General features: G+C 70.1%; 20 protein-coding genes. 7 read left to right on the plus strand and 13 right to left on the minus strand.

Translation table 11 applies throughout. The features are described from left to right. Positions 1-50 precede the first annotated feature (50 nt). From TR33_RS10370 to TR33_RS10380, 3 genes are all read right to left on the minus strand, one after another. Positions 51-1403, minus strand: coding sequence for an RNA 5'-3' helicase PhoH2 (locus TR33_RS10370; RefSeq protein ID WP_014910017.1), 1353 nt, complete (start codon positions 1401-1403; stop codon positions 51-53). Positions 1404-1709: 306 nt separating this feature from the next. Continuing rightward, positions 1710-2471, minus strand: a complete 762-nt coding sequence (locus tag TR33_RS10375; protein ID WP_014910910.1) for an isoprenyl transferase — start codon at positions 2469-2471, stop codon at positions 1710-1712. Positions 2472-2564: 93 nt separating this feature from the next. Beyond that, positions 2565-3179: an RNA polymerase sigma factor gene (locus TR33_RS10380; RefSeq protein WP_014908249.1), complete on the minus strand. Its 615-nt coding sequence runs from the start codon at positions 3177-3179 to the stop codon at positions 2565-2567. A 311-nt stretch (positions 3180-3490) separates the two neighbouring features. Here TR33_RS10380 and TR33_RS10385 point away from each other — a divergent pair, with 311 nt between their 5' ends. Next, on the plus strand, positions 3491-4855 hold the full coding sequence (locus tag TR33_RS10385; RefSeq protein ID WP_017535834.1) for a serine/threonine-protein kinase: 1365 nt from the start codon (positions 3491-3493) through the stop codon (positions 4853-4855). A gap of 16 nt (positions 4856-4871) precedes the next feature. Here TR33_RS10385 and aztD read toward each other — a convergent pair whose 3' ends face one another. From aztD to aztB, 4 genes are all read right to left on the minus strand, one after another. Then, positions 4872-6047, minus strand: coding sequence for a zinc metallochaperone AztD (gene aztD / locus TR33_RS10390; RefSeq protein WP_017535835.1), 1176 nt, complete (start codon positions 6045-6047; stop codon positions 4872-4874). 73 nt (positions 6048-6120) lie between these two features. Beyond that, positions 6121-7065: a zinc ABC transporter substrate-binding protein AztC gene (aztC, locus tag TR33_RS10395; RefSeq protein ID WP_017535836.1), complete on the minus strand. Its 945-nt coding sequence runs from the start codon at positions 7063-7065 to the stop codon at positions 6121-6123. Then, positions 7059-8243 carry a hypothetical protein gene (locus TR33_RS10400; protein WP_017535837.1) on the minus strand — a complete coding sequence of 395 codons (1185 nt, stop codon included), beginning with the start codon at positions 8241-8243 and terminating at the stop codon, positions 7059-7061. The genes aztC and TR33_RS10400 overlap by 7 nt, the downstream gene beginning before the upstream one ends. Further along, complete coding sequence (gene aztB / locus TR33_RS10405; protein ID WP_014908196.1) at positions 8240-9124, minus strand: zinc ABC transporter permease AztB; 885 nt, start codon at positions 9122-9124, stop codon at positions 8240-8242. Before aztB ends, TR33_RS10400 begins: the two co-directional genes overlap by 4 nt. Before the next feature lie 73 nt (positions 9125-9197). On the opposite strand from aztB, the gene aztA reads away from it, so the two are divergent. After that, positions 9198-9875 carry a zinc ABC transporter ATP-binding protein AztA gene (gene aztA / locus TR33_RS10410; protein WP_051067481.1) on the plus strand — a complete coding sequence of 226 codons (678 nt, stop codon included), beginning with the start codon at positions 9198-9200 and terminating at the stop codon, positions 9873-9875. 52 nt (positions 9876-9927) lie between these two features. Here the strand turns inward: aztA and TR33_RS10415 are convergent, their stop codons facing one another. The 3 genes from TR33_RS10415 to mca form a co-directional block, all read right to left on the minus strand. Then, positions 9928-11961 (minus strand): thioredoxin domain-containing protein, encoded by a 2034-nt coding sequence (locus TR33_RS10415; protein ID WP_017535839.1) that lies wholly within the window; start codon positions 11959-11961, stop codon positions 9928-9930. 113 nt (positions 11962-12074) lie between these two features. Continuing rightward, on the minus strand, positions 12075-12341 hold the full coding sequence (locus TR33_RS10420) for a hypothetical protein (protein WP_036568452.1): 267 nt from the start codon (positions 12339-12341) through the stop codon (positions 12075-12077). A 5-nt stretch (positions 12342-12346) separates the two neighbouring features. Continuing rightward, entirely contained in the window at positions 12347-13225 is an 879-nt protein-coding gene (gene mca, locus TR33_RS10425; protein ID WP_042282887.1) for a mycothiol conjugate amidase Mca, read from the minus strand. Positions 13226-13383: 158 nt separating this feature from the next. On the opposite strand from mca, the gene TR33_RS10430 reads away from it, so the two are divergent. The 3 genes from TR33_RS10430 to TR33_RS10440 all read left to right on the plus strand — a co-directional run bounded on the left by TR33_RS10430 (position 13384) and on the right by TR33_RS10440 (position 15200). After that, positions 13384-13800 (plus strand): DUF4307 domain-containing protein, encoded by a 417-nt coding sequence (locus TR33_RS10430; protein WP_026125238.1) that lies wholly within the window; start codon positions 13384-13386, stop codon positions 13798-13800. Between the two features lie 154 nt (positions 13801-13954). Next, a complete protein-coding gene (greA, locus tag TR33_RS10435; protein WP_014913051.1) occupies positions 13955-14455 on the plus strand; it encodes a transcription elongation factor GreA in 501 nt (166 codons plus the stop codon). A gap of 208 nt (positions 14456-14663) precedes the next feature. Beyond that, positions 14664-15200, plus strand: coding sequence for an RDD family protein (locus TR33_RS10440; protein ID WP_017535845.1), 537 nt, complete (start codon positions 14664-14666; stop codon positions 15198-15200). A gap of 389 nt (positions 15201-15589) precedes the next feature. Here TR33_RS10440 and TR33_RS10445 read toward each other — a convergent pair whose 3' ends face one another. Together TR33_RS10445 and TR33_RS10450 are read right to left on the minus strand one after the other, a co-directional pair. After that, complete coding sequence (locus TR33_RS10445) at positions 15590-16927, minus strand: DUF8814 domain-containing protein (RefSeq protein WP_042282889.1); 1338 nt, start codon at positions 16925-16927, stop codon at positions 15590-15592. A 142-nt stretch (positions 16928-17069) separates the two neighbouring features. After that, positions 17070-18224: an FIST signal transduction protein gene (locus TR33_RS10450; RefSeq protein ID WP_042282891.1), complete on the minus strand. Its 1155-nt coding sequence runs from the start codon at positions 18222-18224 to the stop codon at positions 17070-17072. A 133-nt stretch (positions 18225-18357) separates the two neighbouring features. Here TR33_RS10450 and TR33_RS10455 point away from each other — a divergent pair, with 133 nt between their 5' ends. Then, positions 18358-19779, plus strand: a complete 1422-nt coding sequence (locus TR33_RS10455; RefSeq protein ID WP_014912276.1) for a sigma 54-interacting transcriptional regulator — start codon at positions 18358-18360, stop codon at positions 19777-19779. After that, positions 19763-20869, plus strand: coding sequence for a vWA domain-containing protein (locus TR33_RS10460; protein ID WP_159068781.1), 1107 nt, complete (start codon positions 19763-19765; stop codon positions 20867-20869). Before TR33_RS10455 ends, TR33_RS10460 begins: the two co-directional genes overlap by 17 nt. Position 20870: 1 nt before the next feature. Here the strand turns inward: TR33_RS10460 and TR33_RS10465 are convergent, their stop codons facing one another. After that, complete coding sequence (locus tag TR33_RS10465) at positions 20871-21665, minus strand: GntR family transcriptional regulator (protein WP_017535849.1); 795 nt, start codon at positions 21663-21665, stop codon at positions 20871-20873. Positions 21666-21668 lie beyond the last annotated feature (3 nt).

Here is a 21668-nt window from a genome sequence, read left to right on the forward strand (position 1 = left end):
ACGTCGTCGGGGTCGGGGACCGGTCGTTCAGGGGACCTCGGGGACGAGGGTCAGTTCTCCAGCATCTCGGTGACCAGGGCGGCGATCGGAGAACGCTCGGACCTGGTCAGGGTGACGTGCGCGAACAGAGGGTGGCCCTTGAGCTTCTCGATGACCGCGACCACACCGTCGTGCCTGCCCACACGCAGGTTGTCGCGCTGGGCGATGTCGTGGGTGAGCACCACCCGGGAGTTCTCGCCCAGCCGGGAGAGCACCGTCAACAGGACCCCGCGCTCCAGCGACTGGGCCTCGTCCACGATCACGAACGCGTCGTGCAGCGAACGACCTCGGATGTGCGTGAGCGGAAGGACCTCCAACATCCCCCGGTCCACGATCTCCTCGATGACGTCCTCACTGGTCACGGCCGACAGGGTGTCGTGCACCGCCTGACCCCAGGGCGTCATCTTGTCGTTCTCGCTCCCGGGCAGGTAGCCCAGTTCCTGACCGCCCACGGCGTACAGCGGGCGGAACACCATCACCTTGCGGTGGCGGCCACGCTCCAGCACGGCGTCCAGGCCGGCGCACAGGGCCAGGGCGGACTTGCCCGTACCGGCGCGACCGCCCAGGGAGACGATGCCGACGTCGGGGTCGGCGAGCAGATCCAGGGCGATCCGCTGCTCGGCGCTGCGTCCCTTGAGACCGAAGACGTCACGGTCGCCCCGCACCACCTTCACCGACTTGTCCGCCTGGACCCGACCCAGGGCGCGCCCCTGGTCGGAGACGAGCACCAGCCCGGTGTGGCAGGGCAGCTCCTTGGCCTCCTCGATCTCGCTCTCACCGTCGGAGAACAACTCCTGGATGTCGGCGGCGGGCACGTCCAGCTCGGCCATACCGGTCCAGCCGTGCTCGATGGCGAGCTCGGCCCGATACTCGTCGGCCACCAGACCGATCGACGAGGCCTTGATCCGCATCGGCAGATCCTTGCTGACCAGGACGACGGAGTCCTCCTCCGTCCGCTCCTCCCGAAGGTTGCGGGCCACCGTCAGGATCCGGGTGTCGTTGTCGCCGAGCCGGAAGCCCGCCGGAAGGATCGCCGGATCGCTGTGGTTGAGCTCCACCCGGAGCGTGCCGCCCTGGTCGTTCACCGGTACGGCGACGTCCAGACGGCCGTGGACCACCCGGAGATCGTCCAGGAGTCGCAGCGCGCCGCGGGCGAAATACCCGAGTTCCGGGTGGTGACGCTTGCTCTCCAGTTCGGTGATCACCACCACGGGGATGACGACCTCATGCTCGGCGAAGCGGGTCATGGCCAACGGGTCGGCGAGCAGGACACTGGTGTCGAGCACATAGACGCGCGTCCCCTCGGTCGTCTCGGGGACGGCCGGGGGCTGGGTGTCACGGCGATCGGTCGAGGAACTAGCCACTCGTTCTCCCCTTGGGCACCACGAGGGTGCCCTGCTGTCACGGGATCATGGAGGACCGGGACCCGCCCCATGAGGGCCGGGTCCGGCCCTCCTCGTCGATGTTCCGCAGTACAGCCGGAGATCAATGAGATGGGGCCTCCCGAACGGGTGGACGAACACCACCCGCTTTCATCGACGCTACGCGCCCGAGAGCCCGTTTTCCAGATCCCGAACCGGCCCCCCGGTGAACTTCGTGTGACGGGCCCGTCGTCGACGGACACGACGATCCCCACGAGCGAGGGTCGGAGAGAGAAAGGGAGTCGGAGCTCAGGAGCCGAAGCGCCGATTGCGCGCGCCGTAGGAGCGCAGTGCACGCAGGAAGTCCACCCTGCGGAACGCGGGCCAGAAGACCTCGCAGAAGTAGAACTCCGAGTGCACGCTCTGCCACAGCATGAAACCCGAGAGACGCTGTTCACCCGAGGTGCGGATGAGCAGGTCCGGATCGGGCTGTCCGCGCGTGTAGAGATGCCGAGCGATGTCCTCGATGTCCAGGCGCTCCGCCAGCTCCTGGATATCGGTGCCCTTGGCCGCCTCCTCTTGGAGGAGAGACCGAACCGCGTCAGCGATCTCACGTCTACCCCCATACCCGACGGCGACGTTGACAACCAGGCCGGGGTTGCCGGATGTGGCCTCTTCCGCCTCTTTCAAGGCGCGGGCGGTCGAATCGGGCAGGACGTCCAGAGCGCCGACAGGTCGCGTGTTCCACCCCTCGTCTCGCAACCGGGCGATGGTCTGCTCGATGATGCGGACGAGCGGGCCGAGTTCGGCCTCGTCACGGGTCAGGTTGTCCGTGGACAGCATCCACAGAGTGACCACCTGCACACCGACCTCGTCGCACCACCGCAGCAGTTCGAAGATCTTGTTCGCACCGGCCTGATGCCCCTGCTCGGCGCCCGGAAGACCACTGCTCTTGGCCCAGCGCCGATTGCCGTCCATGGCGACACCGACGTGCCTGGGAATCTCCTGGCTGGTCAGACTGCGTTCCAGACGCCGTTCGTACAGCCAGTACAGGGGGTCACGGAGCCCCATTGGCGAAACCTCTCAGAGCTGGATCAAAGGACGGCGCACTCCAGTGACGGATGTGCCGACGGGGATGGGTCCAGAGTAGTTCGCCTGGAAGGTCTACGTCACGGCCAGCGATTTACGCACGTGCTTGCGCCCCTGATGGATCCGGGACTTGACCGTGCCCAAGGCCAGATCCAGTTCGGAGGCGATCTCGTTGTAGTCCATCTGGCACAGGTCGCGCAGGACCAGGGGGGCCACCAGGTTGGGGCGGTCCTTCTCCAACTGTTCCAGGGCCTCCAGCAGGTCGATCCGGGAGCCCGCGATGACACTGGTGGTCCGAGGGTCGCGCTGGTGCGGCATGCGCTCGGCCTCGGTCGGGAACTCGGCGGAGCGACGCTTCATGGAGCGGTAGGTCTGCCGCGCGGAGTTGGACACCACCGTGTACAGCCACGTGGTGAACAGCGAGTCGCCCTTGAAGCTGTCGATCTTGCGGGCCACCCGCAGCAACGCGTCCTGGCAGGCCTCCTCGGCGTCCTGACGGTAGGGAAGGAACCGGGCGCAGCGACGCAGCACCTCGGGCTGGATGCGACGCAGCAGGTCGTCCAGGGCGGCGGCGTCGCCGTCCCTGGCCCGTCGCGCGAGCTCTTCCAGCTCCTCGTCGACGTTGCTCGCCACCCTGCGTCGGGGTGCGGCGGGGGTCTCCTCGTGGTCCGAATGATCACTACTGCGCATGGTTCGTCTCTTCCTGGCTTACGACAGACGTCCGGCCGTCCACGCGGGCGCGTCTCGCTCCCACGTTCGAGAGGGTCACACGTCGGTTGGACGTCTACGAACCCCGCTCGGATCCGTCACTACGCATGACACCGCCCACTCCGTTGCCACGGAACGGCCGTATCCGAAAGGGGGGTCTTCCAGTCTCCATGCCCCGAAGGCGTCGGCGCTACCCGGGAAGGGGATCATATCCGCGGAAGCCAACGCCAAGGCCCAGATGGTGTATTAGTGGGCAACGAACGCGTATCAACCCCCAACAGACCGAGGCGGAAATGAGCCAACCCGAGGCTTTCGGACGCTACCGCGTCATGCGACGCCTGGGTTCCGGTTCGTTCGCCACCGTCTGGCTCGCCCAGGACGACCTGCTGAACTATCCGGTGGCCATCAAGGTACTCGCCGAGAACTGGGCGCACCAGATGGACATCCAGCACCGGTTCCTGGAGGAGGCGCGCATCCTCCGACAGACCGATTCCACCTGGCTGGTGGCGGTCCACGACGTCGATGTGCTGCCCGACGGCCGCCCCTACATGGTGATGACCTACGCCGACCAAGGCAGTGTCGCCGACCTCATCCACCGCGGTCAACTACCCCTGGACGAGGCACTGCGCCTTCTGACCGAGATCGGCCAGGGGATCACCGTCCTGCACAACCACGGCACCATCCACCGGGACATCAAACCCTCCAACGTCCTCCTACAGTCCTCTCCCGTGGGCCAACGCGTGCTCGTCGCCGACCTGGGCTTCGCCAAGTCCATCGACGAGGCCTCCGGGTTCACCGCCGCCGCGGGCACACCCGGCTACATGTCCCCCGAGCAGAGCATGCCCGGTGGTGACCTGGACGTTCGCTCCGATGTGTACTCGCTGGGCGCCGTCGCCTACGAACTCATCACGGGGAGACCTCCCTCACGCCCCCCTGTGCGGATCGCACCTGGCCGCATCCGGCCAGGTCTTCCTCCGGCGCTCGACGAACTGATCCTCTCCGCCCTGTCCGTGGACCGGGAGAGCCGCCCCGCCGACGCCAAGACCTTCACCGACCGGGTCAGGGCGATCCGTATGTCCAGCGATCTACCGCAGGACATCCCCTGGTGGCAGCGCTACCGCATGCCCTGGCCGAGGGCCGGGGCCCTCACCGCCGTCTGCGGCCTGCTCGCGCTCGGGCTCACCACCTCGCTCGGCGTGCCCGGGGTCTCCCTGTCCACGGTCCGCTACGCCGACCAGGAACTCCGTGTGGACGTGCCCACGGCATGGGCGCGCGAGTTCCACACCGACCAGGAGGCCCGCCCCGCGGCCGCCGAGGCCGGAGCGGGCCCCGGGCTCCTCGTGGCCACCGGTGCCGACGAATGGCACAACACCGACGTCCCCTCCTACGGGGTGTACGCCACCGTGGTCCCCGGCGCCCCCGACCTGCGCAACGTCGCCGACACCGACCCCTGTCCGAAGCCGCCCGAGGAACGCATGGTCGACACCCCCCATTGGGAGGGCGGCCTCTGGGAGTGGCCCGACTGCAACGGCGGCGCCTTCACCGCCGCCGCCGTCCACCCGCCGGGCACCCCCAGGACCGTGTACCTGGAGATCCGCCAACCCGACTATCGGCCCGACCTCGTCGACGAGATCATCGCCGGCGTACGGCTCCGGTAGGAGGGCTCGCTCTGGATCAAGGTGCGACCCCGCTCAGTTCGTTGGGCTCCTCGTCCAGGGTGACCGAGGCGGTGACCTCGCCGGTGGGCAGGTCCACGGCGTGGATCGCACGGGTGGCGGGATCGCTCACGTAGGCGGTGTCACCGCGGACGAACAGGGCCGGTCGGGGCTCCTGCCATTCCAGGGGCTCCTCCCAGGGGTCGATCAGTTCGACGCTCTCGGTGATCTCGCCCTTCTCCGGGTCGATGACGTGCAGCGCGCCGTCGGTGCCCAGGACCAGCGCCTCCCCCTCCGGGCCCCGCCCAAGGGAGCGGAACGTGTAGCTGGAGGGCAGGTCGACCAGGCTCAGCTCGGCGCTCTCGGTGTCGATCAGGGCGACCCGCTCGGGGCGTTCGAGTTCGGCGTCGGGGTCGGTCTTGTAGTCGCCCAGGATGACGGTGGAGTGATCGGATCCGGCCTGGTTGCCGATACGCCCGTAGTCGTCGGGGGCCTCGACCTTGGTGAAGGCGCCGTCCCGATAGATCAGGGCCCCGTCCTCACAGCCGATGGCGACGACCCCACCGCGCGCCGCGCTCTCCCCGTGCACCCCGGGGCAGTCCTCGCTGCGGGCGATCTCCTCGCGGTCGGCGTCCAGGACGATCGCGCCGACCCGCTCCTCCTCGTTCCCGAGGGTCACCAGAAGCCCTCCGTCCTCCAATTCGACGGCCACCCCGTGGTGCGCCTCCTCCGTCGTGTACACCTCGACGTCCTCGGGGTGTCCCGCCCCGAGCGCGTCGGTGTCGAAGGCGGTGACCTCACCGGTTCCGTCGGCGAACAGCACCGTCCGGCCCGCGTGACGGACGACGTGTCCGGGGGCGTCCGCCTCGAAGAGGACGTCGGTCGTCTCGGCCACCGCGGCGTCCAAGAGCCGGAACCCCTCGGAGGTGGAGACGAACACGTGCCGGTCGTCCCCGGCCGGGTTGATCCGGTTGAAGCCCTCCAGTTCGATGTCCTCGACCACGTCGAGGGTCCTGCCGTCCAGGACGTACAGACCACCGTCGTAGGTGGTGACGAGGGGGTCGGTGACGGTGGCCTCGGCGGCCGCCTCCGGGTCCGCGTCGCCGCCCTCGCCGGTACCGCAGGCGGTCAGGAGGAGTCCTGCGGCCAGGAGGGTGGGCAGGGCCGCTTCGCGGCCGTATCTTCTCGCTCGCATGGTGATCGGCTCTCTTCTCGTTTCGTGTTCCGTACAGGGGGGTGCGTGACGTGGTTCAAGCCCGGGACCGGGCTCACCCGCCACGGAGTCCGTCGGTGATGGCCTCGGTGTTGGCGCGCATCATCTCCAGGTAGGTGGCGGCCCCCTCTCCCTCGGCGCTGAGGGACTCGGAGTGGAGGGGGATCACCTCGATGTCCACACCGGCCTCCTCCGCCATGACGGTGACCAGGCGGTCGGGCTGGGAGGAATCGGAGAAGACCGCCGAGACGCCCGCCTCGGCGACGGCGTCGGACAGGTCCTTGAGGTCGGCGGAGCTGGGCGAGGCCAGCGTGGTGCCGCCGGGGACGACCGCCCCGATGACCTCGAAGTCGTAGCGGTCGGCGAGGTAGCCGAAGACGTGATGGTCGGTGACGAGTCGGCGGCTCTCGGCAGGCAGGGATCCGAACTCGTCGGACATCCACCCGTCGAGCTCCTCGATCTCCGCCGCGTAGGACTCGGCCCCGGCGCGCACCGCCTCGGCGTCGACACCGTCGACCTCCGCGACCACGTGTTCGGTGATCAGATCGACCGCCGTGAGCATTCGGACCGGGTCGGTCCAGAAGTGCGGGTCGGGCGACCCCTCGTCCGCATCGGAGGTGTAGGGGAGCGGATCGACCTCCGCCGCGACCTCCAGGGTCGGCACCCCGGCCTCCTCCGCCGCGGCGACGTTGCGCGCGATCCCCTCCTCCAGGCCGAGCCCGTTGTGGACGACCAGGTCGGCGTTCTCCAGGATCGCCGCCTCCCGGGCGGAGATCCCGAAGGAGTGCGGGTCGGCGCCGGGCTTCATCAGCACGGTGATCTCGGCCTCGTCGTCGACGATCTCCCGGGTGACGTCGCCGAGGATGTTGGTGGTCACCACGATCCCCGTACCGTCGTCGTCTCCGGTGCACGAGGTGAGGGCGAGGACCAGTCCCAGGGCGGCCGCGGCCGAGAACGCGCGCCCACGTGGCGCGAAGGACGTGTTCACGGGGCTCACCATCCCGTCTCGACCATGAGGTCCGGGGTGACGCCCGGATCGAGGGAGCGGGCCACGCGCAGGTCGTCGCCGTGGTCGATCTCGTGGACGAGGCCGGCGTGCGCGTCGTTGACGTAGGCGCGACCGGCGTCGACCTGGAGGGCGGGCGGGTGGGCCGTGTCCACCTCGTCCAAGAGGTGGACGGAGGCGTCCTCCTCCCCCGTCTCCGGGTCCACTGAGCGCAGGGTCCCGTCCCCTTCCAGGACCAGGACGGGGGCGCCCTCCCCGATCGCCACCGCGTCCACCACGTCGTGGGCCTCGAACGCCCGCCATTCGGCCGCGGCCAGGTCGAGGACCCAGAGGTCCCCTTCGGTGGAGACGGTCGCCAGGACCGCGGAGCCGGGACGGTGGCGCAGCGCTTCGGACCGGCCCTCCTCCGGGTGGGCGAGCGTCTCGGCGATCGGGGCCCCGTCCTCCTCGGTGATGTGGAGGGTGCCCTCCTCACAACCGACCACGAGGCCCCTGCGGGTGACGGCCGCGCCGTTCGGATCGACGCAGGTCGACTCCGATTCCTCCAAGGGGGAGCCGTCACGCTCGTGGACGCGCACGGAGCCGTCCTCGATCACGATCAGCCGTCCGGCGTAGGGCAGGACCACGGCGTTCCCGGTCAGGTCGGGGACGATCTCCTCGACCGTGCCCTCCTCCAGCCCGGAGCGGTCCAACAGCGAGGAGGCGCCGTCCGGGCCGGCCAGCGAGGTCAGCGCGGTGTCGGTGATCACCAGAGGGGAGGCGGGGGCGTCCACCGAGCCGACGGGGCCGCTCTCGGTCCGGTAGTAGTGCTTGTGGTCGCCGTGGTCCACGGTCCACACACCACTGTCGAGGATGTCGAGGGTCTCCCGTCCGGAGGCGTGGAGGTAGGCGAAGCGGCCGTCCCCCGATATCCCGTCGACCCCCGACGTCCCTTCGAAAGCGGTCGTCTCCTCGGTGATCAGGTCCAGAAGGCCGACCTCTCCGGTCTCCGTGTCGGCGACGACGAGGCGGTAGTGGGGTTCGGAGAGCTCTTCGGCCCCTTCGATGTGGCCATGGGGTGTCTCCTCGGTCTCGTCGACGTCCGTTCCGGGGTCCGGGCCGGAGCATCCGGCCAGGAGCAGGGCGCACAGCCCGACGGCCCCCGCGATCGTGGTGGTCCTGTCCTGTCTCAAGGGGTCACCGACCTCTCTTCACTTCGGTGGGCGGGTTCGGGGGGTCGAAAGGTTCTCCGGGGTACGGCCCGTCGCCGGAGCGCCGCGGTGGAGGCCGAGGCGAAGAAGAGGAGCACCGCCGTCGCGGTGATGGTCGCCCCGGCCGCGGTCTCCCAATGCCAGGAGACGAGCAGGCCGAGGACGGTGGCGGTGGCGCCGAAGGCCGTGGCGCCGAGCATGATCGTCGGCACGCTCCGCGCCCAGTACAGGGCCGCCGCGGGCGGGGCGATGAGGAGTCCGAACACCAGCAGGGTGCCGACGACGTGGAAGGAGGCGACCACGGCGAGGGTGACCAGACCGAGCAGGACGGCGTGCGCGACCCGTGGGGCCAGGCCCAGGGTGTGCGCCTTACGCGGGTCGAAGGCCAGAGCCAGGAAGGCCCGGTGGCCGAGTGTCGCGACCACGAGTGCCACGGCCAGTGAGAGTCCCAGGTGGAGCAGGTCCCGTTCCCGGACGGCCAGGACGTCTCCGAAGAGGAAGGCGGTGAGGTCGACGGCGAAGGACGCCGAGTGGGAGACCAGGATCACCCCCACGGAGAGCATCCCCACGAACAGCAGACCGATGCTCGTGTCCTGGGAGAGACGGCGGGAACGCCCCAGTGCCGTGATCCCCGCGGCCATGGCGCCCGCCGCCAGCGCGGCCCCCAGGAACAGGCTCTGTCCGAGGAGGGAGGCCAGGGCCACTCCGGGCAGCATGCCGTGGGACATCGCGTCCCCGAGGAACGCCATGCCCCGCAGGACCACCCAGGTGCCCGCGATGGCGCAGATCGCCGAGACCAGGACCCCGGCCCACAGCGCGCGCTGGACGAAGACGACCCCGAAGGGCTCGATCAGTGCTTCCATGATGCGACACACTACAACGAAAACCATTATCGTTTCCAAGTAGGGTCGAAAAAGGACGAAAGGGGTGGTCGATGTGATGCTGAACGATCTGCGCGCGGGATACGGGGAGGGGGACGTCCTCAGAGGGATCGACGCCGAGATCCCGGAGGGGGCCGTCACCGCGCTGGTGGGGTCCAACGGCTCCGGAAAGTCCACCCTGCTCGGCGTCCTTGCCGGAACGCTCTCCCCCAGGACGGGCACCGTGACCCCGCGCCGGAGGGTCCGTCCCGCCTTCGTGGTGCAGCGCGGAGCCGCCCCCGACTCCCTGCCCCTGACCGTGCGCGCCACAGTGGCCATGGGTCGCTGGGCGCATCGTGGGTTCTGGCGTCCCCTGAACCGTCACGACCGCGCCGTGATCGACCGCTGCCTGGAACGGACCGGCATCGCCGACCTCGCCGGACGCAGACTGGGAGAACTGTCCGGCGGTCAACGCCGAAGGGCCCTGCTCGCCCAAGGGCTGGCCCAGGAGACGGACCTGCTGCTACTCGACGAGCCCTCGACGGGGCTGGACCACGAGGCGGGAGAACGGATGCGCGCGACCATCGCCGAGGTCGCCGCCGAGGGCGTGACCGTCGTCCACGCCACACACGACCCCGAGGAGATCCGGGCCGCGGACCATCGTCTGGTCCTGGACCGGGGCAGGGTCGCGAGCCCCTCGGCCGCGGAGGAGCTCCTCGATCGGTTCACCCTCGCCCCCACCGACCGAGGGTGAGAAGGCCGCTGCCGGCCGCCCCTTCCTGGAGCGACCGGCAGCGGAACGGGGATCAACCGATGAGCTGTCGGACCAGCTCCTCGGAGGTGGTGACCGGGAGCTTGCAGGTGAAGCCCTCGCACACGTAGGCGGTGGCCCGGCCGTCGATCGGCACCCGGTGCTCCAACAGTGGCACGCCACCGCTGTCCCTGCCGTCACCCTGGGACAGGACCGTGCCCAGCGGGGCCCAGCGCAGAACGGTGCGCACCAGCTCCTCGGTCTCCCGAGAGCCCGGTTCGCCGACCACCGCGACGGCGCGCGGACCGGTGAGCAACGCCTCACCCGTGGCCAGCCCCCATCCCGCGAAACGAGGCGCCTTCTCGGCCAGCAGGGGGACCACCGACAGCGCCCCCTCGGCCGCGGCCCGATGCCGTTCGCTTCCCGTGAGCGCGGCGTAGGACAGCAACGCGGACGCGGCGGCGAAGCGACCGGAGGGGGTGGCGTTGTCCGTCGGATCCTGAGGTCGGCTGAAGAGCCTCTCGGCGTCGTCGGCCGTGTCGTAGAACCCGCCCTCGCCGTCGCCGAAGCGCTCCAGCACCGTGTCCAGCAGACCACCGGCCTCGCGCACGTAACGGGCCTCGCCGGTGACACCGTGGAGTGCGATCAGCCCCTCGGCCAGATCCGCGTAGTCCTCCAGGACGCCGGCGCTCGGCCCAGGACGGCCGTCACGCGAGGTCCGCACCAGACGCCCGTAACGCAGATGCACGTCGAGGACCAGATCCGCGGCGTCACGGGCCGCGTTGATCCACCCCGGGCGGCCCAGCAGGGCACCCGCCTCGGCCAGGGCCGCGATCGCCAGCCCGTTCCAGGCGGCGACCACCTTGTCGTCCCGGGCGGGCGGCACCCGCTCGGCCCGCGCGGCCGACAGGGCGGCCCGCACCCGGTCGTAGCGCTCGACGTCGTCGGGGTCGACCCGCAGCTGGAGCACCGAGGCTCCCCGTTCGAAGGTCCCCTCCTCGGTCACCCCGAACAGCGCGGCCGCCCAGGCCCCGTCCTCGTCCCCCAGGACCTCGCGCAGTTCGGCCGGCGTCCACACGTAGTAGACGCCCTCCTCCCCCTCACTGTCGGCGTCCAGGGCCGAGGCGAACCCGCCCTCGGGGGTGCGCAGGTCGCGCAGCATCCAGTCGGCCGTCTCCTGGGCCGCCCGCAACAGCAGGGCGCGTTCCGTGTCGGCGGCCGGATCCGTCCCCGAAGGTCGTCGGCTCAACCGTACGTAGGCGCGCAGGAGAAGGGCGTTGTCGTAGAGCATCTTCTCGAAGTGGGGGACCACCCAACCCCGGTCCACCGAGTAGCGCGCGAACCCCCCGCCGATCTGGTCGTAGATCCCTCCCCGCGCCATGGCCACCGCCGTCCCGCCCGCCATGAGCGCCGCCGGCGTGGGCTCGTCGGCGGTCTGGAAGGGGAAGGTCCGCTCGTGCTGCGCGGTGAGGAACGACAGCAGCATCGACGGCGGGAACTTCGGTTCGTCGCCGAACCCGCTGTTGGCGGTGTCGTAGTCGCGGATCAGCCCCTGGACCGCCAGGTCCAGGTCGGCCGCGGTCGGCGGCGGAGAGGCGGCCAGTCGGCGGGGGGCGCCGAGCGCCTCCACCACCCGCCTGCCCTGGTCGAGGAGGTCCGCGCGCTTGTCACGCCACGCGGCGGCCACGCCTTCGAGCAGGCGCCGGAAGTGATCCCTGGGAAAGTAGGTACCGCAGTAGAAGGGCGCGCCGTCGGGCGAGGCGAACACGGTCATGGGCCAGCCGCCCTGACCGGTCATCGCCTGGGTCGCCTCCATGTAGACGGCGTCGACGTCGGGGCGTTCCTCACGGTCGACCTTCACGTTGACGAACAGGGAGTTCATCAGGCTCGCGGTGGCCGGATCCTCGAAGGATTCGTGGGCCATGACGTGGCACCAGTGGCAGGCCGCGTAGCCGACCGAGATCAGGACGGGCACGTCGCGGCGGCGGGCCTCGGCGAAGGCCTCCTCACCCCAGGGCCACCACTCCACCGGATTGTCGGCGTGCTGCAACAGGTACGGACTGGTCGCGTCGCTCAGACGATTGGGCATACACCCACTCTGCCAGGTCGCCCCGCGAGGAGGCCCGGACGATCCGCGCCCGAAAGCGGGTCACACCGTGAAGAGGGAGACGCCCCCGCGGGTGCGCGGCGGGGGCGTCCACCTCACTTCTCGGTGTCCTTCTGCTTCTCCACGGCCGCCGCCCGCGAGGCCGACGCGGAGGCGGACTCGGAGGAGGTGCGGATCGCTTCGTCGCTGCTCTGCTCACCGCGCACGACCAGCAGTTTGCCGGTCATGCTGCGCATCAGGAAGTAGAGGGCGACGCCGATCGCGAAGACGGCGAGGAAACCGAGGACACCGGGCGTGACGGTGTCCTTGTCCAGCGCGAAGCTATTGGCGAGCACCGGAGCGGACACGAGAAGGGTGTTCATGGAACTCATACTCTCACTGCCTCGCGGACACCTGCGAAGAGGTCCTTCTCAGGGACCTCCGTGTCCACGAGGGAACGGACGAGGTGGTAGTCCTCGGTCGGCCAGGCCTCGGCGACGATCTCGTTGGGGACCGCGAACCAGAAGCCGTTCGGGTCGATCTGGGTGGCGTGCGCCCGAAGCGCGTCGTTGGCGACCTCGAAGTACTCGCTGCAGTGGACACGGGTGGTGATCTCCCACCGGCGACGCTCCATGTCCTTCACACGGGCGGCCCACTCCTCGAACGGGTTCTCCATCCCGTGCGCGGCCAGGGTCTGGGCGAGGGCATCGAAGCGCTCGGGCGGGAAGCCCACGAAGTAGTACAGCTTGAGCGGCTGCCAGGGCTCCCCCGCCTCGGGGTAGGCCTCGGGCTCGGGAGCGGCGTCGAAGGCGTGCATCGACGCCTTGTGGGTCATGATGTGGTCGGGGTGCGGGTAGCCGCCGTTCTCGTCGTAGGTGAGGATCACGTGCGGACGGAAGCGACGGATCGCCGCGACCAGCGGGGCCGCGGCCTCCTCCACCGGAAGGGTCGCGAAGCACCCTTCGGGCAGGGGCGGCAGCGGGTCGCCCTCCGGCAGGCCGGAGTCGACGAACCCGGCGAACTCCTGCTCGATGCCGAGGATCTCGCGGGCACGGTCCATCTCCTGGCGACGCACCTCCGCGATGTTCTCTCGGATCTCGGGGCGCTCCATCGCGGGGTTGAGGATGTCACCGCGTTCACCACCGGTCATGGTGACGACCAGCACTTCGGCGCCCTCTTGGACGTAGCGCGCCATCGTGGCGGCACCCTTGCTGGACTCGTCATCGGGATGGGCATGAACGGCCATAAGCCGCAGGCGCTCGGACAACGAAGGCTTCTCCTTGGCTCTGTCGACGACCACTGGGCACAGGCGTCCGCCACCACCCCGGATGTCACGGCGTGGACGACTCACGTGCGGGCCGCGTAGGGGGGCTGTCAGGTCGGGGATATCTTAGACAACACCATTCCCTTGCTCGGAGATTCCCAATGGCAGCGACCCCGGAAGATGACGCCGTGAACAGTGCAGATCCAGCTCCGGCACTACGCAAACACCACGGCAACGGGCCTCTCTTCTTCATCGTCGGCACCATCTTCGCGGTCGCGGTCACCATCGGCTGGGGTATGTCCGTGATGAACTACAGCGGGCTGAGCGGAGACGTCTTCCACCAGGTGGTCACGGTGTCCGCGCCCTCCTCCTCCGAGGCACGGATCTCCTTCGAGGTGAACAGCCGCGGCGGCGCCGAATGCCTGCTCCGGGCCCTGGACGCCCAGATGGTCGAGGTCGGTACCGCGAGGGTCGAGGTCGAGGGCGGGAACCGGATGGTCCAGACGGACGTTGAAACGGTTCGACAGGCGGCCACGGTAGAAGTGGCCTCATGCAGGGAACAAGGTTCGCAAGACTGATCGACCGAACGGCCCCTCGCCTCTGATCGACGACCGGGGGTGGGGTCCGGACCCCCGAGAACACGACACCGAGCGCGATCGCGCTCGGTGATATTCTCGTAAGTTCAGCTCTGGCCGCCTGGTGGCCTTTGCTACGAGTACACAAGGAGTTCCCGTGACCCAGACCCGCGATGACAACGTCACCTGGCTCACCCAGGAGGCGTATGACCGGCTCAAGGGAGAGCTGGACCACCTGTCGGGGAGTGGGCGCATCGAGATCGCGGAAAAGATCGAGGCCGCCCGGGAAGAAGGCGACCTCAAGGAGAACGGCGGCTACCACGCCGCCAAGGAGGAACAGGGCAAGATGGAGGCCCGCATCCTCCAGCTCACCGAGATCCTGCGCACCGCGCGGGTCGGCGAAGCGCCCCACACCGAGGGCGTGGTCGGCCCCGGCATGACCATCACCGTCAAGTTCGACGGGGATGACGAGGAGGTCACCTTCCTGCTCGCCTCCCGTGAGGAGAGCGGCTCCCCCATCGACGTGTACTCCCCCAAGTCCCCCCTCGGCTCCGCCATCAACGGCAAGCGCGTGGGCGAGAGCGTCAGCTACACCCTGCCCAACGGCAAGAGCCTCGGCGTGGACATCATCGACGCGGTCCCTTACAGCGGCATGTGAGACCACGACCGAACGAGGTCCGATCATGCGCGGAGGGGCGGCACCGGCCGCCCCTCCGCGCATGTGTCGTGCTCGCTCCACCACGGCTCTGGGTACTCTGCGGAGGCGTCCCCCGATCGCTGAGACCCCTCCGAACCGAGAGAGCGGCAGCCGTATGTCTTCTCCCCACTGGCACCCGCACGGCCCCCACCAGGGTGGACCTCACCCTTTGAACGGGGGGCGGGCCCCCGAGGGCCCCTCGTACCCCGCGGTCCCTCGAGGGGAGCCCGGACGCCCTGGGAACGCCCCGACCCCCGCGGGTTTCGGACTACGTCTGACGGCCCGGCTGATCGACTACCTCTTGGCCGCCTTCACCGCGCTCCTCTTCTTCATGCTGATGGCCGGCCTCGTGGCGGTGCTGACCGGGAACCCGGACGGCACCGACGGCGAGGTCAACGTCTGGATCTTCCTCTTCTTCTTCGGCTGGGGCGTGCTGCTGTTCTTCTACGACTGGCTCTATCTGGTCACCTGGGGGCGCACGCTCGGCAAGATGATCGTGGGCATCAAGGTGATCGACGCCGGAGGCGGCGACCGCCTCGGGCAGAAGCAGGCGGTCGTCCGTTCCTCCCTGTTCTGTCTCCCCCAGACCCTCCCCTGCCTCGGCAACATCGTCTCCCTCGGCCTGGCCATGGGCATGCTCAGCGATGACCGTGCGCGGGCCGTGCACGACCGCGCCGCCGGCACCCTCGTCGTCAAGACCCGCTAGCGCGCCCCCGACCAGGGGGTGTGACCGGTTCGCGGTCTCCTACCCTGGCCACGGGGGGTTGCCCGTTCGGGCGCCGGCGGGGTTCTGGAGGTGCCGCAGGTGGGGTCGCGAGGAACGAGTGACCACACCGAAGGTGCCGAAGGTTCCCGCCTCCCCTGGCGCCCGAACACGCGCCGAAGCGCCGGCGGAGGCGCAAAGCAAACACTCTCGGCCCCCGACCCCCAGCAGGGTGTAACCCGCGCCCACCCTCCTACCTCGACCCCCTGTGGTGGCCGGTAGGCGGTCTCCTACCCCGACCCCCTGAAGTAACGTCCACCCGCCCTCCCACCCCACCATGGGATCGCCCGAACACGGCCCGAAGCGAAGCGGAGGGCCAAAGCGAACACAGATCAAGGCTTGCCGGGAAGGCAGTACGGGGCCTCGGATCCCCCTTGGGCGAAGGCCGCGGGGATGTAGTGGCCCTCACCGATCCGGTACCAGACGTCGCTGACGCCGTTGGGGCCGGTGGCGGGGTCGCCGATGACCTGGCAGGCCACGTCGACGTTGGCCTTGTGCGCGGCCAGGCCGATCGTGTCGTAGTGGGTTCCCGGTCCGGTGCGCACGATCACCGGGTCGCTCTGGGTGGCGGTGGTGACCTCCGCGCGGTCGCGGTATTCGGCGGTCCACAGGTAGTCGACCTCCACCCAGCCGTTGGTGGGCAGTTGGAGGCCTTCGTTGAAGGCTCCGTCGGCGAGGTCGATGCCGGCGGGGTTCTGTACGCGGCGGCCGAAGCCGTCCAGGCCGTCGTTGTGCCCCTCGGTGTAGGCGGCCTGGGCCTGGGGGCGACCGCGGTCGAGGTCGCGCCAGGACTCGCGATCGTCGTTCCAGTGGTCGTCGGTGATGTTCCAGGGGCCCACGTCCCAGACCGGCAGGTAGGCGCAGCGCGGGTCGTGGTTCTCGGTGTCCCCCTCGGCCTTGGGGCCCAGTGCTCCGGTGCTGCACACTCTGACCGTGTATTCGCCGCCGCCTCGGGTGGAGAGCCCTCGGCGCGAGGGCAGGGCGACGAAGTGGTCGTCGGGGCGCACCGTGTGGCCGTTGGCGGTGGTCTCGCCCACGAGTCCGATCCTGGTGGCGAAGAGCCGGGCGGAGAACGGTCGGGGCACGTCGTCGCCCTTGGCGGCCTCGCCCGTGCCTCCGTCCGCGCTCTCGGAGCCCTTCGGGGTCTCGTCGGTGGTCGCCACGGAGGACTCCACCGGGCGCACGCGCACCTCGTCGACGGAGGCGCCGCCCTTCTCGGCCTTCGAGGACACCTCGACCCGCACCTGGACCTCGTCGACGGCCTCGGGCAGGACGACACGGCCGCCCCCGTCGCGGGTCTGCTGCCATTCGGTCCACATGCCGTCGGTCCGGTGGCCCCTCGCCTCGGTGAGGACCTCCTCGGCCTCGCCCGTGGTGCGGACGGACACGTCGACGGTGTCGGTCGGTTCGGGCAGTTCCTGTTCGGGGAAGGTCGCGAGGCCGGTGCGTCTCTTCGTGGTGTCCAGGCGTGGTGAGGCCCCCAGGTCCTCGACCGTGTCCAGGCGCAGCGCCCCCGACGCCAGGGTCAGTCCGATCCGGTCCGCGGAGGAGAGGTCCTGTTCGAGCCAGGACGCCTCGGCGGCGGCCGTTCCCGGGGTGACCATGGGGGCCAACAGGGCGAACGCCCCGAGAGCCAACAGAGGTGTGGTGGTGCGCCGGTTCTGCGCCATCGTTCCTTCTCTCGCCAAACACTCAAAGTGATGAAAACAGTCACTCTTAGTAATCACCTGAAAGTGGGCGCACTCAAGGAACCCAAGGCGGGGTGTTGGTGATACGGCGGTAAAAGTCCGACTCGGAAGGGTCCGTGCCCGGTCAGGGGGCGAAGGCCAGGAGGCAGGCGGTGAAGCCCTGCACGTGGTTCGCGCCCGAGACGGGTCCGATCTCGCCCGCCGCGAAGAAGCCCGCGACCGGGGCGGCCCCGAGCGTGCGCCGGACGGAGAGGACGTCGTGGTCGGCCCGGGGGAACAGGGAGGCGCCCCGTCCGTCGCCGGAGAAGAGCAGTCCGGCACCGACCGCGTGCTGGGCCCCGAACTCCGTGAGCCTGCGCGCGAGGTCCTCGTCGGCGGTGTCCGCGTCGTGGACCTGGAAGCGGACCGTCTGTCCGACCTCCACCATGTCGCCGATGGTGAGCGCGCCCAGTTCCTCGTCGGCGCTCACCAGGCTGCGGATGAGGAAGTCGCCCTGCTCGTGGTGGTCGGCGTACTCGTCGACCGCGATGCCCAGGTGCAGCCCCTGCTCGGCCAGTTCGCGGTCCTCGTCGGAGAGCCGCTCCACCAGGCTCTCCAGTCTCTCGTAGGCGTTGACGCCGGCCAGTTCCAACACGAGGTTGCCCTCGGCCTTGGTGACGGTCATGTCGGGTCCGATCGGGCGGCAGCCCTGACTGACCACGGTGCCCAGGACACCGTCCCCGCCGACCAGGACGCCCACGGCGCCGTTGAGGGCCACCTCTCCCTCGCAGAAGAGGCGGACCGAACCCTCGCCCCGCAGGCCGTCGGCCATACCGCCGACCAGCGGCAGCCCTCCCAGGGCCGCGGTGGTCTCTCGTACGAACGCCTGGGTGGGGAACTCGTAGGGGTTGGTGAGCAGGATGCCCACCCGGTCGTTCGGACTCGGTTCGCGCATGCCGACCACGGCGAGGTGGTCCCCCTCGACCATGGTGTCCAGCCAGAACGGGGTGAGCTCCACCCCGGGGAGACGGCCGCACCATACGCTGACGGCGCCCTGGCCCTCGACCCCTCGGCCCCCACCGATCACACCGGTGGCGCTGCACCCCAGGGTGACCGCTCCCCCGGACAGTTCCATGACCCGGGTGCCCGCGAGCGTGACCTCCTCCGGGTCCTCACCGCTGACGAAGAAGCACACGAGGTCGGCGGGCCCGTCCACCTGCTCCAGGGCCTGGAGTACGGCGCGCTCGGCCGCGTTCACGAGGTCGGCCCCCGTCGTCAGAGCATCGCCGAACCTTGCCACACCGCCACCCCGCCTTCACCGACCGCGCGGCCGGCTCTGGAGACCTTGTCGTCCCATTCTTCCATCCCTGCTTCAGACAGGGACTTTCCTTCAGCCGCCCCCTCAAACCCCCGACGGGCCTACACTGCTTGCCGTGACCCACCCCCCGTCCCCTCCGAGCGGGCTCCCGAGCACACGTGGCGCCCTGCGAGAGTCCGGCCATGTCCATCGTTCCACCTCGGCCGAGATCCGGGAGAACCTCTTGGCCCGGATGGGCGCGGGCCTGCCCCGCTTTCCGGGGATCCACGGGTTCGACCGCACCGTCCTGCCCGCGTTGGAGCGCGCGTTGCTCGCCGAGCACGACGTGGTGCTGCTGGGCGAACGCGGCCAGGGCAAGAGCCGCCTGATCCGTACCCTGGCGGGATTGTTGGACGAGTGGTCGCCCTCGGTGGCCGGATGCCCGATCAACGACCATCCCTACGCCCCTGTCTGTCCGGTGTGCGTACGTCGGCTATCGGAGGAGGGGGACCGGCTCCCCGTCCGCTGGCGGGGTCGGGACGAACGGTACGGAGAGAAACTCGCCACGCCCGACACCGGCACCGCCGAGCTGGTCGGCGACGTGGATCCGGGTCGATTGGCCGAGGGGCGTTCACTGGGCGATCCGGAGACGATCCACTACGGCCTGCTGCCGCGCGCCAACCGGGGCGTCCTCTGCGTCAACGAACTCCCCGACCTGCCGCCCCGGGCCCAGGTGGCGCTGTTCGACGTGTTGGAGGAGCGCGACCTCCAGATCCGCGGATACAGTCTGCGGCTGCCGCTGGACCTGGTGCTGGTGGCCAGCGCCAACCCCGAGGACTACACCGGTCGGGGCCGGATCCTCACCCCGCTCAAGGACCGTTTCGGTTCTCAGGTGCGTACCCATTACCCGCCCGACCTGGAGCACGAACTGACCCTGCTCGGGCAGGAGGCGCGGCTGCCGGAGGGCACGGTGGTGCCCTCGCATCTGTTGGAGACGGTGGCCCGTTTCGCCCGGCTGGTCCGGGACTCCGCTCGGGTGGATCGACGATCGGGGGTCTCGGTGCGTCTGACCGTGGCCGCCGCCGAGACCATGGCCGCGTCGGCCCTGCGCAGGGCGGCTCTGACCGGCGAGGACGCTCCGGTGGCCCGGGTCTGTGATCTGGCCGGCGTGGTGGAACCTCTGTTGGGCAAGGTCGAGTTCGAGATCGGCTCCCAGGGGCGCGAGTTCGACGTCCTGGAGACCCTTCTGCGCAGGGCCGTGGCCGAGACCTTCCGGTCGCGCCTGGGCGAGGCCGACCTGGACCCCCTCGGCGACCGTTTCTCCGGCGGGGGCACGGTGGAGAGCGGGGACCTGGTGGGCGCGGCCGAACTGCTGCGCAGGGTGGGGACGGTACCCGGACTGTCCGGGTTGATCGAGCGGGCGGCGCCCGAGGAGGAGGACGGCCCGCCCACACCGGGGCTGGCCGCCTCCGTTCTGGAGTTCGCGTTGGAGGGCCTGTACCTGGAGCGCCGGTTGTCCAAGGACACCTCGGCCGACGGGGGTGTCTACCGTCTCTGAGCGGTACGGGCCGACACGGCGGGGCGGGGCTCCCGGGGCCGGAGGGACGTGGTCCCGTTACCGGTCCTACTCGGGCGGGCCCGACCCCCTGGCCGACGAGGACCGCTCCGCCGCCGGGGGTTCGACGCGGGAGGAGGCGTCGACCGATCGCGGCCCCTCGGTCCCGTCCGAGGGGTACGCGGCCGTTCCACCGGGCCGCGGGGAGGGCGGCCCCGCCGTCCCCCTGTGGCCCGGGGCCCGGTCCGGACGCGAACCGACCTCGGCCGAACTGCGCCGACTCGGTGAGGAGGCTCTTCGGGAGATCGAGGCGGCCGCCGGGCCGGCCCCCGGTTCCCGTCCCGGCGTCTTCGGGGCCGGGGGTGAGCCGACCGGGGCGAGCCTGCCCCGCGACGAACTCGACCGTCCTCTGGACCCGGTCGCGAGCGTGCGCGAGGCGGTCCTGCGCCGTGCCGCGGGCGGCGTGGCCGAGGGCCGGGCCGCGCTGCTCTCCGAGGATCTGCGGTACGCCGAGACCGGACCGGAGCGTTCGGCGTCGGTGTTCCTGCTGGTCGACCTGTCCCCCTCCATGGCGATCCGGGGATTGCACGAGGCCGCCGCGCGGACCGCCCTGGCCCTGCACGCCCTGGTCCGGACCCGGCACCCCGAGGACCGGGTGACGGTGATCGGCTTCGGGGAGCGCGCGCGGGAGATGGGCCCGGTCGACCTGGTCGCGCACGAGGGACCTCGAACACCCGGCACCAATCTGCACCACGCCCTGCGGCTGGCCCGTACCGGGTCGCGGACGTGCCGGGGCGCCCGCCGGGCGGTCATGGTGATCACCGACGGGGAGCCCACGGCCCATCTGGACGAGGAGGGCCGGCCCCGCTTCTCCTGGCCGCCCTCTCCTCGAACAGCGGAGGTCACCGGCGCCGAACTGGACGCGACGCTGGCCGAGGGCGCCGAGGCGACGTTCTTCCTCATGGCCGACGACGAGCGCCTGCGCGCCTTCCGAGGCTCGTTGACGGAGCGACGGGGCGTACGGGTCGTGGACGCGACCCCGGAGACGTTGGGCCCCTCGGTGATCGGCCGTTATCCGCGCGGGTCCTTCTGAGTCAACGTTCGAAGACGTTGACGTCCGGGTCCGGCAGCCACGAGCTTTCGGGGACCTCGCCGCCCGCGTAGAGGAGCTGATGGCGATCGGCCGGCATGAGCGTCACGGTGAAGCGCAGGGGGCGCTCCCCTTGGTAGACCACCCGTTCCTGGAGAAGCAGAGGGATACCCGGCCCCATGCGGAAGGTCTCGGCCTCGCTCGTGGAGGGCATCCGGGCTCCCACGATGTCGCGGTTCCACTCCTCGTGGAAGCCGAGTTCGCGCAGGGCCGCCCCGACCCCCTCGTTCAGGTGCTCCGGGGACATCAGCACGGTGCCTCCGGCGATCCCGAAGGGCAGGTAGGTGATCTGGGACTGCCACAGGGCCCCGTCGACGTAGCGGTTCGAGGAGCGGATCACGACCAGTCCGCTCCCGGGCTTCTCGCCCAGACGTCGGGCCACCTTGGCCCGCATGGTGTCCAGGCTGACCTTGACCCTCTCGTCGACGTCGAGGTGACCGGCCTTCCGGAGGTGGGCGCGGTAACCGCTCTCGAAACGTTCGGAGTCCTCCCCCGAGAGGGGGGTGGCCAGGTGGATGATCGGCCGGGGGTCGGCGGCGAAGGCACCGCGGCCGGCGACGATGGAGATACGTCCCTCGTCCTGGAGGAGGCGCATCCCCAGACGGGCGGTGGCCCGGGAGACGCCCAGCTCCTCGGCGAGCTCCTCCTCCCCCGGCAGTCGTTGGCCCGGTTCGAAGTCGCCCCTGGCCAGGGCCTCGCGGAGATGATCGGCGACAAGGGTCTTCTTCGACATGCTCATACG

It is taken from the genome of Nocardiopsis alba (assembly GCF_000710955.1).
Lineage (GTDB): Bacteria > Actinomycetota > Actinomycetes > Streptosporangiales > Streptosporangiaceae > Nocardiopsis > Nocardiopsis alba.

Excerpts from the sequence above, each read along its gene's own strand:
- TR33_RS10465 (WP_017535849.1), bottom strand. The coding sequence starts at position 21,665 with ATGAGCATGTCGAAGAAGACCCTTGTCGCCGATCATCTCCGCGAGGCC.
- TR33_RS10445 (WP_042282889.1), bottom strand. The coding sequence starts at position 16,927 with ATGGCGCAGAACCGGCGCACCACCACACCTCTGTTGGCTCTCGGGGCG.
- aztD (WP_017535835.1), bottom strand. The coding sequence starts at position 6,047 with ATGCGAGCGAGAAGATACGGCCGCGAAGCGGCCCTGCCCACCCTCCTG.
- aztC (WP_017535836.1), bottom strand. The coding sequence starts at position 7,065 with ATGGTGAGCCCCGTGAACACGTCCTTCGCGCCACGTGGGCGCGCGTTC.
- TR33_RS10380 (WP_014908249.1), bottom strand. The coding sequence starts at position 3,179 with ATGCGCAGTAGTGATCATTCGGACCACGAGGAGACCCCCGCCGCACCC.
- aztB (WP_014908196.1), bottom strand. The coding sequence starts at position 9,124 with ATGGAAGCACTGATCGAGCCCTTCGGGGTCGTCTTCGTCCAGCGCGCG.
- TR33_RS10375 (WP_014910910.1), bottom strand. The coding sequence starts at position 2,471 with ATGGGGCTCCGTGACCCCCTGTACTGGCTGTACGAACGGCGTCTGGAA.
- TR33_RS10430 (WP_026125238.1), top strand. The coding sequence starts at position 13,384 with ATGGCAGCGACCCCGGAAGATGACGCCGTGAACAGTGCAGATCCAGCT.
- TR33_RS10415 (WP_017535839.1), bottom strand. The coding sequence starts at position 11,961 with ATGCCCAATCGTCTGAGCGACGCGACCAGTCCGTACCTGTTGCAGCAC.
- TR33_RS10385 (WP_017535834.1), top strand. The coding sequence starts at position 3,491 with ATGAGCCAACCCGAGGCTTTCGGACGCTACCGCGTCATGCGACGCCTG.
- TR33_RS10420 (WP_036568452.1), bottom strand. The coding sequence starts at position 12,341 with ATGAACACCCTTCTCGTGTCCGCTCCGGTGCTCGCCAATAGCTTCGCG.